10 protein-coding genes are annotated in these 13,910 nt (G+C 60.5%); all 10 read right to left on the reverse strand.

The window, feature by feature from the left end:
- Positions 1 to 52: 52 nt before the first annotated feature.
- Complete coding sequence (locus tag N5D61_RS07720; RefSeq protein ID WP_108236804.1) at positions 53 to 1,507, reverse strand: mannose-1-phosphate guanylyltransferase/mannose-6-phosphate isomerase; 1,455 nt, start codon at positions 1,505 to 1,507, stop codon at positions 53 to 55.
- Between the two features lie 235 nt (positions 1,508 to 1,742).
- Positions 1,743 to 2,423, reverse strand: a complete 681-nt coding sequence (locus N5D61_RS07725) for an alginate O-acetyltransferase AlgF (RefSeq protein WP_108236805.1) — start codon at positions 2,421 to 2,423, stop codon at positions 1,743 to 1,745.
- A 13-nt stretch (positions 2,424 to 2,436) separates the two neighbouring features.
- Positions 2,437 to 3,612, reverse strand: coding sequence for an alginate O-acetyltransferase (locus N5D61_RS07730; RefSeq protein ID WP_279891827.1), 1,176 nt, complete (start codon positions 3,610 to 3,612; stop codon positions 2,437 to 2,439).
- A gap of 10 nt (positions 3,613 to 3,622) precedes the next feature.
- Entirely contained in the window at positions 3,623 to 5,203 is a 1,581-nt protein-coding gene (locus tag N5D61_RS07735; RefSeq protein WP_279891829.1) for an MBOAT family protein, read from the reverse strand.
- Between the two features lie 210 nt (positions 5,204 to 5,413).
- On the reverse strand, positions 5,414 to 6,550 hold the full coding sequence (locus N5D61_RS07740; protein WP_108236808.1) for a mannuronate-specific alginate lyase: 1,137 nt from the start codon (positions 6,548 to 6,550) through the stop codon (positions 5,414 to 5,416).
- A 7-nt stretch (positions 6,551 to 6,557) separates the two neighbouring features.
- Positions 6,558 to 7,997: an alginate O-acetyltransferase gene (locus N5D61_RS07745; protein ID WP_279891830.1), complete on the reverse strand. Its 1,440-nt coding sequence runs from the start codon at positions 7,995 to 7,997 to the stop codon at positions 6,558 to 6,560.
- A gap of 13 nt (positions 7,998 to 8,010) precedes the next feature.
- Positions 8,011 to 9,663: a mannuronan 5-epimerase AlgG gene (algG, locus tag N5D61_RS07750; RefSeq protein WP_279892090.1), complete on the reverse strand. Its 1,653-nt coding sequence runs from the start codon at positions 9,661 to 9,663 to the stop codon at positions 8,011 to 8,013.
- Between the two features lie 122 nt (positions 9,664 to 9,785).
- The gene (locus tag N5D61_RS07755) at positions 9,786 to 11,294 is read right to left on the reverse strand and encodes an alginate export family protein (RefSeq protein WP_108236810.1); all 1,509 of its coding nucleotides are present in this window, start codon (positions 11,292 to 11,294) and stop codon (positions 9,786 to 9,788) included.
- Positions 11,291 to 12,718, reverse strand: coding sequence for an alginate biosynthesis TPR repeat lipoprotein AlgK (gene algK, locus N5D61_RS07760; RefSeq protein WP_279891831.1), 1,428 nt, complete (start codon positions 12,716 to 12,718; stop codon positions 11,291 to 11,293). Before algK ends, N5D61_RS07755 begins: the two co-directional genes overlap by 4 nt.
- Positions 12,719 to 12,720: 2 nt before the next feature.
- Positions 12,721 to 13,893, reverse strand: a complete 1,173-nt coding sequence (locus N5D61_RS07765) for an alginate biosynthesis protein Alg44 (protein WP_108236812.1) — start codon at positions 13,891 to 13,893, stop codon at positions 12,721 to 12,723.
- Between the last annotated feature and the right edge of the window lie 17 nt (positions 13,894 to 13,910).

Genomic DNA, 13,910 nt, shown 5'->3' on the forward strand with positions numbered 1-13,910 from the left:
GGGGATACACAGAAGGCGGGCGGGGGCAGTACAACTATTTTTTACAGACCGATCAACGGGCGATGGTCTGAGTCTTCACACCTACATCGATACCCGGCGTCGAACGGCCGTAGACATCTTCGAAGCGTTCGATGTCGTCCTCGCCCAGATAACTGCCGGACTGCACTTCGATGATTTCCAGCGGGATCTTGCCGGGGTTGCGCAGGCGGTGGACCGAGGCGATCGGGATGTAGGTCGACTGGTTTTCGGTCAGCAGGAAGACGTTTTCGTCACAGGTGACTTGAGCGGTACCCGATACGACGATCCAGTGTTCGGCGCGGTGGTGGTGCATCTGCAGCGACAGGCTGGCGCCCGGTTTGACCGAAATGCGTTTGACCTGGAAACGACCGCCCATGTCCACGGAATCGTACGAGCCCCATGGGCGGTAGACTTCGAGGTGGCTCTGGGTTTCGTTACGACCCTGCTCGTTGAGGGTGTTGACCAATTGCTTGACGCCCTGAACCTTGTCCTTGTGGGCGATCATCATGGCGTCCTTGGTTTCCACCACGACGATGTTGTCCAGACCGATCACGGTGACCAGTTTGCCGTTGCCTTGCACCATGCAGTTGCGGCTGTCCTGAATGACCACGTCGCCCTTGGTGACGTTGCCGTGCTCATCCTTGTCGTGCACTTCCCACAGCGACGCCCAGCAGCCAACGTCACTCCAGCCGGCTTCCAGCGGCACCACGCAGGCGCGTTGGGTTTTTTCCATCACAGCATAGTCGATGGAGTTGTCCGGGCAGCAAGCGAAGCTGGCTTGATCCAACTCGATGCTGTCGCCGTCGTGCTTGCTGCGCTCGAGGGTCAGCAGGCAGTTGTCGTAGATGTCCGGGTCGTGCTTCTTCAGCTCTTCCAAGTAGCGGCTGGCGCGGAACAGGAACATGCCGCTGTTCCAGAAGTAGCCACCGGCTTCGACGAATTCCTGAGCGCGTTTTTCGTCAGGCTTCTCGACGAACTGCGCCACGCGGCTGACGCCTTCCGGAAGCAGCGCGTCGTTGGTGGACTTGATGTAGCCATAGCCTGTTTCAGGACGGGTGGCTGGCACACCGAACAGCACCATCTCGCCACGCTCGGCGGCGACGGTGGCCAGGGCGAGTGCACGCTGCAGCGCTTTCTGGTCGTCGATGACGTGGTCAGCGGGCAGCACCAGCATCAACTCATCACGGCCTTCGTTGGCAAGCATCATCGCGGTGATGGCCACGGCAGGCGCCGTGTTGCGACCGAACGGCTCCATGATGATGCCCTGAGTGTCCAGGCCCAGGCCGTCGAGCTGTTCGCCGACGATGAAGCGGTGGTCCTTGTTGCACACCACGATCGGGTGCTGCATGCCTTCGAACTGCAGGCGTTCGAGGGTCTGCTGGAACAGCGTGTGTTCGCCGGTCAATGCCAGAAACTGTTTTGGAAACTGTTTGCGCGAAAGAGGCCAGAGTCGGGAACCGCTGCCACCTGACAAGATCACTGGAATCATTTTGTTTCTCCAAAATTTCTATAGCGTTTGTTTGGGCTATACGTCGGTTGTATCTGTCGTTTCGGGTGTTTCTAGTTGTGCGTTATCTGTAGGAGCGCGCTTGCTCTGGGCCGCATTCGGACGATTGCAATGGTCCATTCCACACATCTGTGTCGGATGTACCGGCCCTTTCGCGGGCAAGCGCGCTCCTACGGCCTTCGGCCAGAATCAAAAGCCGAAGGCGGTGTGTTCAGGTTTACTGGGTCGAAGTCGGGCGCTTGACCCACACAGGCGACAGGTTGCTGCCGTTGCCAGTGATGTACAGCACGGCGGCTTCGCCACGTTCCAGCGCAACGGGTTTCAGGTCGCTGACCTTCTTGTCACCGTCGAACAGCGCAAAGCTGACCTTGACCGGGTTGATTTCACGTTCGCCGGTACCTTTGGCCTTCACCGAATCCACGACCGACGTCTTGCCGTCAGCGGTTTTCAGGGTCAGCGCCTTGTCGCTGAGGTTCTGCACGCGCACCAGGGACTTCTGCTTGTTCTTGAAGGGCGGCTCTTCAACCAGTTGCGGGGCGCCCGAGGTGTTGTTGACGATGGTGTAGTAGTGGTCGCTCGCCAATTTCACCGGCAAGGTGTTGCTGCCGATCTTGGCGCTGTAGTCGCCCTGCGGCATGAAGCTGAAGTCGCTGCTGGCCAGTGGGCCGATTTCATTGAGGCTGGTGTTGCCGACGCTCGCGCTGATCTCGCTGTTGCTGGCGTTGTAGACGCGCACGAAGGTCGAGCCTTTTGGCGCGGTGGGGCCATACAGGGCAGCGTCGCCGCCGGCGAAGGCGGACAGAGAGACGAAGCCGAGGCTAGCGGCCAACACGCAAGTTTTCAGCAGGCCGGATTTGGTCGAACGAGTAGGCATGTGAGTAGTGGTCTGCATAGTCATTTGAGGAGTCCTCTCAGTTTTGCGCCCGGTTGGGCGAATCGGAGTTATTGGCGTTCTGCGCCAGATTTTGTTGTGGGTCACGGGCCTTCTTGAGTTCGGCGATCCACTGCGGATCGAACTCGGTCAGGTCGTTGTGTGCAGGCAGGTAGCGCTCGGGAAATTCCCAGATGAGCACTTGCGGTGGGTTGCTTTTGAACGCGTCCGTCTGCAGGTACTTGAGCATCGGCAGGATCGGACCGTGGCCGTCTTCGGCGTAGTTCACCACGTCGCTGTGCAACGCCTGTTTGAGCGCGCCAGCGAAGTTCCAGTTGGGGTTGGCGCTGTAGCTGGTGCCCACCAGGCCGACGGCTACCGAATTGTCGGCGAACAGTGCGTCATCCCCTTCACCCTCGGCTTGCGCAGGATTGGTGCTGCGCTGTTGGAGGTCGTCAGGCTTTGGCAGCAGGTTGCTGAACAATGGGTCCAGCGGCAGGAAGTTGGTCAGGTCACCCTTGTACGGCGCGGTGCTCTTGGCTTCGGTCACGAACGTTTGCGGATCACCGCTCAGCGGCGTCCTTTTCGAGATCGCGTCCCCCAATTGCTGGGCGACCACTTCGGCGCCCATCGGCGTCCAGTGAGTGTCGGTGCGCAGGAAGACCTGGCCCTTACCCTTGGCACTTTGCAACGGCGCCAACAGATCAGGCGCGAAAATGCCGGCCTGGCTCACTTGGGCGTGGAACTGCTGGTACAGGTCGGTGTGCAGGGCCGAAGGCTTGTTGTCGCCGATGTGCTCGGGATACAGGCGGGTTTTGGCCGGGACGATGGCCAAGACCAGCTCGGTGCCCTGTTTTTTCAGGGTGTCACGCACCCCCTGGATGATGGCCAGATTGTCGGCTTCGTTTTGCTCGCCGTTGACCACCGCGTCGAATTCCTCATCGGTGTACAGCCACTGGTCCTTGCCCAGAATCACGCCCGGACGACCTTCGTTGAACAGCTTGTAATCCAGCGCGGCCCAGAGATTGGTGCCCAGGCGCTTGATCGGAAACTGATCGTCGTAGTGGGTTTCCACCGCCTTTGTCCAGTGGCCATCGAGCACCGTGGTTTCTTTCGAAGTCGAGAAGCCAACGAAGCTGCGCAGCGACCACAGGCCCAGCACCAGGAGAATGGCCAGGAACAGGAAGATATATATGAAACGCAATGAGCGGGTCATGTCAGGCGCCTCAGAACTGGAAGTACAGGAACGGCGAGAAGCTGGCCGCCGAAAGTTTGAGAATCGAGGCGACGAACATCAGCAGGATCAAGGCGCGCATGACGTAGCGCGACCAGTCGGCGGTCCAGTAGGCAGGCTGCACCTGCGCTTCTGTTCCGACGATGTAGCCCGGTTGATGGATGCTGCCCGGCTTGTCTCCTGGCACGGCCTTGATCAGGCCAGGGACTGCTGACGCTGGGCCATCCGCCTGAGCTGCCGCATCGCTGCTCGGGGTGTCCGAGACAGGCTTTTGCGGGGCCCGATTGCGGTAGAAGTCGCGCAGGCCGAAGAACGCCAGGGTGATGTACGCGACGATCAGGGTGGCCACTTGCAGGCCGGTCAGGCTGGCGCGGTTGAGGTCCGACAGCTGCCACTCACTGAAGCTGAACATTGCACCGTACATGCGGGCAGCGACGTGCAGGTTCTCTGCGCGGAAGATCACCCAGCCCATCACCACCAGCAGGAAGGTGAAGGCCCAGCGCACCACGTTGAAGGTTTTTGGCGTGGTGTTGATGCCCAGCGCTTTCTCGATGGCCAGCCACACACCGTGCCAGGCGCCCCAGACGATGTAAGTGATGTTCGCGCCATGCCACAGGCCGCCCAGCAGCATGGTCAGGAACAGGTTGCGATAGGTCGCCACCTTGCCGCCACGGTTACCACCCAAGGTGATGTAGAGGTAGTCACGCAGCCAGGTGGAGAGGCTGATGTGCCAGCGGCGCCAGAACTCGGTGATCGACTGGCTGATGTAGGGTTGTTTGAAGTTTTCCATGAAACGGAAACCCATCATCAAGCCCAGGCCGATGGCCATGTCGCTGTAACCGGAGAAGTCGAAGTACAGCTGCGCGGTGTAGGCCAGCGCGCCCAACCAGGCATCACCTGTGGTGGGGTGCTGCAGCGCAAAGCAGTGGTCTGCCACCACGGCCAGGGTGTCGGCGATGAACACCTTTTTGATGAAACCCTGCATGAACCGCGTGCAGCCTTCGGAAAACTTGTCCAGCGTGTGCGTGCGGTTGTTGAACTGGTCCACCAGGTCACGGAAGCGCAGCACGGGCCCTGCAATCAGGTGAGGGAAGATCGCCACGAATGCGGCGAAGTCGATCAGGTTTCGTGTCGCACGCGTGTCGCCGCGGTAGACGTCGATGATGTAGCTGATGGACTCGAAGATGTAGAACGAGATCCCGATCGGCAACAACACGTGAGTCAGGATGAACGGTTCTAGGCCGAACGAGGTCATGATCGCGTTGAGGCTGTCCACGCCAAAGTTGGCGTACTTGAAGTAGCCGAGGATGCACAGGTCAACGGCGACGCCGAGCAACAGCCAGCGCTGGGCCGGTTTGGTCTTGACCCCGGCGGCGCCAACGCGCAGGCCGATCCAGTAGTTCCACAGCGTTACCGCCGCGAACAGGGCCAGGAAGTCCACACGCCACCAGGCGTAGAACACGTAGCTGGCAACCAGCAGCAGCAGGTTGCGGTAGCGGTTTCCGCTCACGTAGTACAAGCCGAGAAATACCGGCAAGAACAGGAACAGGAACACGTTGGATGAGAAAACCATCCTTCTTTCTCCGTTTGTCCAGCATCAAGGGCCACAGCCCCCCCAAACCCCCCCATGAAAAACGGGAGGGGTGAAACATGAATCTCACTGCCAACGCCGCACTCTGTGCTGATCGTACCCACGCTCCGCGTCACCGCGGACGGCGCAGGAGCGCCGGGGAAGGCATTCCCACGCGGAGCGTGGGAACGATCAGACAGGGGGCATCACATCTTACGAACCGCCTTTCTCACCCTTTTCATGACTTGGGTCATAGGTGCGGGTCAGGTCGCCGCCCAGGCGGAAGTTCTTGAAGGGCTGCATCTTGTGTTTTTGATCCAGCACATCGGGACCGCAGTCGTAGAGCGAGCAGTAGGGTTCGAGCCAGGCGAATTTCATGTCGGTTTTCAGGTCCGTCATGTCCTGCTTTTCACCATCGCGCGCTTGGAATTCATTGCCCGAGTCTTTGACCCCGGCCAGCACTCGGTCACCCAGACGCTTCAACGCACCGTTGTTTTCCTGGCGCAGATCGACCCCATTGGCCTGGGCAAAACTGGCGATCATTGCCAGCGGCGGCAGGGCGTAGTTGTGGTAGGCCAGCGCCCGCTGTTTGCGTTTCAGCTCGTTGGGCAGGAAGCCTTGCGGATCGATCTGATTGGCGGCGATCTTGAATTCCTTCACCGACCAGTCGAACAGGTCGCGGCGGTTGGTCGCTACGGCGGTCGACATCACTGACCACGCCGCCCAGTACGAATGGTTGTTGGTCTTGTCCAGCGGCAAATTATTCCAGTCGCTGACAACCTGATCGGCCAGTTTGCTGAACCAGGCTTCGATCACTTGGGCATCCTGTTGGCGAGTAGCCAATGGATGCGACTCGGAGAATTTCAGGCGCAGATAGGACGAGGACATGCTCCCCAATGCCCATTTGCGCATGGACTTGCCGGTGTGGTTGAAGTCCGTGGATTCCAGTGCGTCAGCCCGTGCCCAAGTCGTGAGCATGCCCAGCGCGCAGTCGAGTTGCTCCGGACGGCCGTCACGCATGTACTGCATCACCACTTTCGCGGTGTTGCGCTCCATGGTGGTGATGTCCTTGGTCGAATCGCGGAAGGCTTTTTCCGACACGGTGTTCAAGGTAGCGCGAGCCTTGTCCGAGCCCTCGTACTTGCTGCGGAACTGCAGCGAGCCGGTGTAGGGCTGCGGCGTGGCCTCGCAGGTGAACTTGTTCTCGCCCGTCTTGAATTTCTCGACGCCCTCGTAGTACCCCTGCGGCGGCACCAGATTCGATGCTGCGCTGGCCGAGGTGGCGAAGGCCGCCGCAGACAGCACGGCCAGTGAGAGCAAGGTAGGGAGCATCAGTTTTGGAGTGTGCATAAGAGCCTCATAACCCGGCTTGCGCGGTTTGATGCGCGGCATTCGGGAACACGTTGCGTTTGCATACTTTCGCTTCGACTTCTTGCGGCGCAGTGCCCGCTTCGGGGCCCTGAACTTCCAGCGCAAGCAGCTGCAGGTCGGCCCAGTCGCCGTCATTGCGCAGTTCGAAGGAGAAGCGCCCGTCGGTTTCGGATGTTTCAGGTTTCTCGATCTTCAAGTCTTCGTGGCGGCCGTTCATGTACCAGAGGCGCGCCTGAAGCGTTTTCACCGAGGTATCGGCGAACTTGATGTCGATCTGGTTGCTGCCGTTGCGCACATCCTTGATGCCGTTTTTGCCATTGACCAGCAGTTCGTTGATGCCCGGTTTGAGCGAGGTCTTGGTGGTCATCAACGCCGGTTTGCCTTCGCAGCCGTTATCCAGCAGCGACATCATCTGGCGGTAGATGGTCTCCTGATCCAGACGGTACAGCGGCGAGAACTCCCAGATGAGGATCTTCGGCGGGTGCTTCTGGAAATCCTCGCTGCCCAGGTACTGCAGCATGGAGCCCTCCAGGCCACCGCCCGGGAATGCAACGTTCAGCACGTCGGCACCGATGTACTCCTGCAGGAAACCGGCGAAGTTGTAGTTCTTGCCACTGTGGCTGGTGCCGACCAGGGTGATCTCCGGGTTGCCGGAATCGCCGAACAGATCGCCGTCTGCAGCCTCGCCCTTGGGTTCGGTTTCGAACTGATCCATGTACTGGATCGCGTAACTGGTCCCGCACAACTGACCCGCCATATTGTGCAAGGTGCCCTTCTTGCCCATGCGACCTGACAAATGGGTCTCGAATTCCCGCTTGGGAACGTCGGCGAACGCCGGCATTTTCTTCACGGACTCGGCCACGATTTTCGCGGTGCGCTGAGCGCCGTAGGGGGTCCAGTGCTGGTCGCCGCGGAAGTAGAAGTCGTGGGCCTGCTGCTCGTTGGTCAACGGCGACAGGTCCGGCACGGTGTAGCCCATTTTTGCGAAGCGGCCGAGCATCGTCTGGTAATTGCGCAAGGCGGTGTTGTAGTCGAACTTGTCGCGGTCGGCAGGGAACAGTTTGTTGCGATCGACCAGGCCGCGGGTCGGTTGGTAAACGATGACGAGCTCGACCCCCTTGCTCTTGAACGCGTCGTGCAGTTGCTGCATGCGGCGATAGCCTTCAGGGGTGGTGTCGAACTCTGTGCGCAAGTCCTCGCGTGTCCGGAACAGCCAGTCGCCCTGAGCCTGCACCAGCGTGGTGAAGTTCTGCTGGTAGCGGGTGACGTAGTTTTTCGCATCATGCGCTTCCGGGCACAGGCTGCAGCAAGGTTCCGCGGTGAAGCTTGGCGCCGTCGCATCGGCGGCTGACGCCGTGTTGCTGCCCGCGAACAATGCAGCGGCGAGGCCCGAGAGGGTCAGCAATTTGATCAAGTGTGCGTGCATGAATTTGGCTTCCTCAGTCCCGGAGTTGTTTCTGGCTTTCGACCGGGTCGATCAACACGGCTTTTTGTTGGCGCACCAGCAGATCGAGGATTTCGTCCTGGCGATCGCCGAGTACACCGTTGAAGCTGATTCCGCTGCTCTTGGTCGGTGCGAGCATCGACACTTTGTAAAGCTCCACGCTCAGTGGCGAGTCGATGGACAGGGGGCCTGAACCATTGGAGGTCAGTTCGCCGCCCACCATGATCAGCGAGACTTCGGCGTCGAACGGGTCGAGCTTGATGTCGCGGTCTGTGTCGGTCAGGTCTTTGATGTGGCCGTAGACCCCCATCAGCCCATTACCGATCGCCAGGTTCTCGTACAGCTTGATGTTGGTGCTGTTGCGGACCCTGATGCCGTGCCGTTTGTTGGCGAACACGCGGTTGCCCCACAGCAGATTGTCGGCGCTCTCATACAGCGTGATGCCGTCGGTGTGGTTGCGGTAAATCTGGTTGTAGGCCACCAGATTGTTCACGCTGTTACGGTCCAGCACGATGCCCGACAGGTGGTTTTCGTAACTCTTGTTATTGATGATGAAGCTGTCGTTCACCTCACGGGAGATGATGATCCCGTGTTTCTTCTTGGTCCCGTAGACGGTGTTCTCGGCGATGATCAGGCCGTGGGAGCGGTCGTGAGGGTCGATGCCGTAGACGATGTTGTCGTGGTAGGTATTGCCCTTGACCACGAAGTCGCGGGTCTCGTAGCAGTAGTAGCCATACCACAGGTCCGAGAATTCGGAATTGACGATCCAGCCGGTAGGGTCGGGCCGATTCATCTGCGCTTTCATGTTTGGCGTGTATTGGGAAATACTGATGCCGTACGACTTACTGTTGTTGTACCCCAGGCTTGCGACCTTGGTGTTGAAGATATAGGTCTGCGTGCCACCCCAAGACAGCAGGAAGGGGCGAAATTCCTTGGGTGCCTTGAACGTCGAAGGGCCGTTGGCTTTCTCGCTCCAGCCGGTCACTCGGGTGTCCTGGATGAACAGCTGGTTGTCGTTGATCACGAAGGCGCCGGCTTCCTGGGACAGGCGCAGCTCGGTGGTCTTTTTGTCGATTTCGAAGATACCTTTTTTCCCGACGACGATCGGCAGGCGCGCAAGAAACACGCCTGGCGAGGTTTCGCTCAGGTATTGCTTGGGTACTTTCTTCGCCAGGTCCTGAAGGTTCAGGTACCCGTCATCGACGAAGATCGCCTGTGGGATGCCATGTTGACGGGCTACCCATTCGGCCATTTTGTTGTCGCCGCCGATGAATTCCTTCAACGCGTCTTCCTGCATCATGCGGCGGATCGACACCTTCGCAACCTTGTTGCGCACGATCTTCTTCTGCATCGCTTGCTGGGTATAACCCGACAAGTCCGGCAGCTTGGGCTTGTCCATCATCAGCGGTTCGGCGGGTGGGCTGGAGATGGTGTAGGTCTTGGCTTCGTGCAGGTCCTTGACCGTTCCGCTGTCGGCAGGCGCCTGCGCCGCCGCTGCGGCGGGTTTGGCGACCGCCGCGGTGTTCGCCATCGCGGGCACGCCGGACAGCAGCAGGATGCCGCCGAGCACCGCGTTTCTCAGCGCGACACTGTCCAGCAGAGCGTGAGGCCACGCCCGAGGGCGCAAATTGCTTGTTTGGCTGTTCATGTCATTTGCACTCTCATCAACCTGAAAACCACTGTCGAATGTCATACCCGCGTGGCTGACCGCCGAGCCTTCGTGGGCGCGCCGAATGGCCAGGACGGGGATGTAATCCATCGTGGTCATCCTCAGAAGCGCCAGATGACGTCGACGATGGCGCGATGCATGTAGTCGTCGACACCGCTGTGATACGCATCGCCGGGTTTGAACACGCCCGCGCGCAGACGAATCAGCGCTGACGGCTCATCGAACGACTGGCTCACCGACGCAGGCAGCAGGCCTTGCTTGAAGTACTTGGTGACCACCAGGTCCATCTCCTGACCCAAATCCTTGCGGCCGTCTTCCAGCGGCAGGGAGTCGAAGGTGCTGATGCCGTCAGCGTCGACGTTTTCACGAGCCGGATTGATGCCCGCACCGCCGATGCCGGCGTGGCCGTCCACCCGACGGAACTTGTGGTAAATCAGCGAGGCGTCGTACTCGTCCTGCATCTGCCAGGAAGCGAACAGAGAGCCGGATTCCACGTTGGCCATTTCACCCTGGAAGGCTTCGCCGAAGCGGTGAACGCGCGAACGGGTTCCGGTCCAGTTCGAGCGGTTGCTTTCCAGCCCGTTCTGCTCGTAATTCTTGCTGGCGCGGGAGTAGGCACCCCCGACTTGCCATTGCGGGTCGAGGCGCAAACGCAGGCCAAGGTCGGTCGCCCAGCCGTTGACGTTTTCGTTGTCCTTGCGCCCCGCCACGTACTGGTCGCTCGTGGCATCGTAGGTGGTGCCCAGGCGATCGCGATCACCGGTCAGCCAGGTCACGCTTCCCCAGTAATTGAGGGTGTTCAGGTTGCGGTAGTTGTAGGCGTCGCTGTTGGCCTGAATGCCGAGCCAGGTCAGGTCTGAGCGCGTGGTCTTGTCCAGGTCGTCGATGGATTCGCCCTGATGTTTCAGGCTGCCGCCATCATGGCTGTGATGAGCGCGAATGCCTGCCCACTGGCCGGGTGTCCATTGGTAGGCCACGTCGCCGAAGATGTGCTGACGGTCCTTGTCTTCGGCTGACAGTTCGGTCAAGTCGGTGCGGTATTCGCTGAAACGCTGGGCCGCGCCGACCTCAGCCTTGAGCAGCGTGGTGTCGAAGATCCAGTTGAGCGCTTCGATATTGGTGTCATGCCATTGGCCGTCATCGTTGCGCAGACGCTGGCGACCGAACTTGAGAATCTCGCCGGGGTAGGGGGTGAAACCGCTGTAGCCGACCCAGAATTCACGCAGTGCGGCGTAGCTGTCGTCCACTTCGCGGCTGCTGGAGGTCTTGCGCGCGCGCTGGCTGCTTTGCCCAGTGGCGTCGGTGACCTGCTGGTCCAGCGGGTCGGTCTGGATGGTGTCGGTGGCGGTGACCACCTGGCCCATGGCATAGCCGCTCCAGTTGCCCCATTCGCCGTAGGCCCATGGACGCAAGTCCAGACCGATACCGTTGACATCGCCACCGCCACGGGTGCCGAGGTCACGGTCGTCTTCAGCCTGCCCGGTGATTTTGATCTCGATCCCGAAATTGTTCGGCGTATCGGTCAAGGCAGCCAATGTCGGCGTGGCCCACATCAAGGTGAAGCCCAGGCCCAGCCCGGCTGTCACCAGAGGATTCAACTTAAGCTTCATAGAGGTGCGTCCTCGCCTTCTTTTTCTTCTTGCAGTGTTTGCAGCGCCAGCGCGTTCTGGGCGGTAGCGCCACGGACCTGCTGCTCGCGCTGGAGAAGGCTTTGTGCTTCGGCGCGCTTCTCGGGTGGCAATTGATCGTTGAGTTGCTGCATCAGGTCGGCCGCTTGCGGTGTGCCTTGGGCCTGGGCCAATTGGCCGAAAACCCACGCATTGACCGGGTTGGGCTTGATGCCCTTGCCTTGCGAGAACAGTTGCGCAAGCGCGAAGTCGGCGCTGTTCTGACCACCGCGAGCGGAGGTCAGCAGTTCATCGACGGCGCGTTGCGGGTCAGGTTTGCCAAGGTAGCCACGGCGGTACAACTGACCGAGGTAGTAGTGCGCGGAAATCTGTGTCGGCGCGGCTTTGCTCAGATGCGCTTCGGCCTTCTTCGCGTCCGGCAGCACCAGCTTGCCTTCGTAATACAGCTTGCCCAGCAGCAACTCGGCGCGCGGTTGATCCGCAGCTCGGCCGTTGTCCAGGTATTCCATCATCTTGTTCACGTCGCCCAGTTCGGGGTAGTCGTACAGCAACTGCGCCAGACTGACCCACGACGCCGGGTAGCCCGGCGCGATCTTCTCCAGCAATTGCTGAGCGGTTTTCTCGTCAGGTTTGCCGAGGCTGGAATCGGCCAGGACGCGGGCGACGGTGTCGACGCGCATGGCGGGGACAGCGCCGCTGGCATAGCCGCTTTCCATCTGCTTGATCAGCGCTGCCTGTTTGTCGGCTTCACCCCGTTTCTGATAGACCGTTGCCAGCTCCATGTAGCAGACATCGTTCGTCCGCAGCGCTTGCGTGCAGATCGATTCGACTTCCGCCAGATGCTGGTCGTAGGTGCCCTGGGTGCGGTACAGCACCACTTGGGCCAGCCCGGCTTCGGGGTAACCCTGCGCGCGCCATTCGTTGATCTTTTGTTGCGCGTTCACGTTGGGAAACGTGTGCGGGTATTGCAGGTAAAGCATGGCCAACGGAATCAGCGTGCCAGCCTCGCCGTTGGCGAAGGCCTTCTTCAGCAGGGTCTCGGCTTCGCGCTGCTCGGCTTCGGTGGAGTTGGGCTTGACCGCCAGCAACTTCCCGAGCCGCGACTGGGCGCGAGGCGAGGTCTGCGCCGCTGCGCGATAGGTCGCTTCAGCCTGTTTGATGAGCTCGGGGTCGCGTGTGCCGACCTGAATATCTGCAAGACCCACCTGCGCATCGGTGTAGCCCATGTCTGCCAGTTGGCGATAGTTCTGCTCCGCGAGGTTGGTATCGCCCCGTTGCAGCGCTTCATTGGCCAGGCGTTGGTCGGGCAGGTTCAGGCCGCAGCCGCTCAAGCCCAGGGCAATGCCCACGGCGATGGCCAGGTTCAGCACCGCCGGAGCAGACACGTTTCGTAGAGGGCCTGTCATGATCAGAGACCTGCTGCAGTGGCTTTATCGATCAGCCAGTTCAGCGAAGGGCCGCGGTCGCTGACCACTTCTACGGGGCGCCCGGCCAGGGTGCTGCTCAGGGATTCGTCAGGCTGGATCTGCACACGCAGGTCGGAGGACAGGTCGGCAGGGCTCAGCGCGGTGGAGCTAACGATTTTGCCGCTGTGGGTGGTGTCGTCGCCGGCCACGGTGAAGTTGACGCGCGCGCCCGGCTGCACATCGTTGAACTGGCGATAGGTGAAGCGCGCATCGACAGTGGCGGCCGTGTTGCGTGGCACCAATTGGAAAATCACCTGGCCTTTGCTTGCGTACTGGCCGTCTGCGACCAGTTGCTTGCTGACGATGCAGTCGCAAGGGCTGGTCATGGTCCCGGCCAGTTGGCGACCGAAGAGCTCTTCGATCTTCGCCGGTTGCATTTCATCCGGATCCAGATTGCCTTTGAGCATGTCCAGCATGCTGGTGTTGAAGGTGGCCAGCGGGGCGCCCTTGGCCACATCACCGTTCGGAGCGACCAGGCTGGTCATGGTGCCCTCGCGCGGCATGGTCACGTCCATGGTCGGTACACTGACCAGGCCCGACGTCGAGTGGCTGACGAAATACATGCCGTAGACGGATTTGGCGACGAATGCGAAGGCGGCCAGGCCGACCACGAAGATACCGGCGCTGAAGGTCACTGCACGCAGGCGGCCGAACGCGCTCAGGCCGCTGCCGTTGTCCTTGACCTTGCGGGCCTTGGTGAAATTGTCGCGTTGCAGGGTGGCGAGGACCTCGCCCATGCTGACGATCTCGCCCGACAGGTGAGAGGTGATCAGGTGGCGCAGGGTTGCGATGTCCTGCGCTTCGAGGTGCTGGAATTGGCAGCCGATTCGGTTCGTGGCGGGATCGATGGCGCGAACCAGCAGTTCGACGTCCATGGCCAGGCCCAGGTTATCGATCAGGAACTGCAGGCGGCCCTTGATCACGTCACCCACGCGCGGTTTCAGGTTGGCAGGGGCGATGTAGCTCAGGCCGCCAGCGGACAGGTCCTCGATGCGCACCAGCGGCGCGTTGGGCTGGCCGTTGAGCAGGCGGAGCTTGGCTGGGATCTTGATCCGGGCGTGCTGGCGCTGGGCTTCGGATTCATGGACGACGTTTGCATTCACGGCTGTATTCATGACGGTAATTCCTGATT

It is taken from the genome of Pseudomonas sp. GD03842 (assembly GCF_029841165.1).
Taxonomy (GTDB): Bacteria; Pseudomonadota; Gammaproteobacteria; order Pseudomonadales; family Pseudomonadaceae; genus Aquipseudomonas.

Coding starts and splice junctions, on each gene's coding strand:
- N5D61_RS07740 (WP_108236808.1), bottom strand. CDS start 6,550: ATGCACACTCCAAAACTGATGCTCCCTACCTTGCTCTCACTGGCCGTG.
- N5D61_RS07720 (WP_108236804.1), bottom strand. CDS start 1,507: ATGATTCCAGTGATCTTGTCAGGTGGCAGCGGTTCCCGACTCTGGCCT.
- N5D61_RS07745 (WP_279891830.1), bottom strand. CDS start 7,997: ATGCACGCACACTTGATCAAATTGCTGACCCTCTCGGGCCTCGCCGCT.
- algK (WP_279891831.1), bottom strand. CDS start 12,718: ATGACAGGCCCTCTACGAAACGTGTCTGCTCCGGCGGTGCTGAACCTG.
- N5D61_RS07730 (WP_279891827.1), bottom strand. CDS start 3,612: ATGACCCGCTCATTGCGTTTCATATATATCTTCCTGTTCCTGGCCATT.
- N5D61_RS07755 (WP_108236810.1), bottom strand. CDS start 11,294: ATGAAGCTTAAGTTGAATCCTCTGGTGACAGCCGGGCTGGGCCTGGGC.
- N5D61_RS07765 (WP_108236812.1), bottom strand. CDS start 13,893: ATGAATACAGCCGTGAATGCAAACGTCGTCCATGAATCCGAAGCCCAG.
- N5D61_RS07735 (WP_279891829.1), bottom strand. CDS start 5,203: ATGGTTTTCTCATCCAACGTGTTCCTGTTCCTGTTCTTGCCGGTATTT.
- algG (WP_279892090.1), bottom strand. CDS start 9,663: ATGAACAGCCAAACAAGCAATTTGCGCCCTCGGGCGTGGCCTCACGCT.
- N5D61_RS07725 (WP_108236805.1), bottom strand. CDS start 2,423: ATGACTATGCAGACCACTACTCACATGCCTACTCGTTCGACCAAATCC.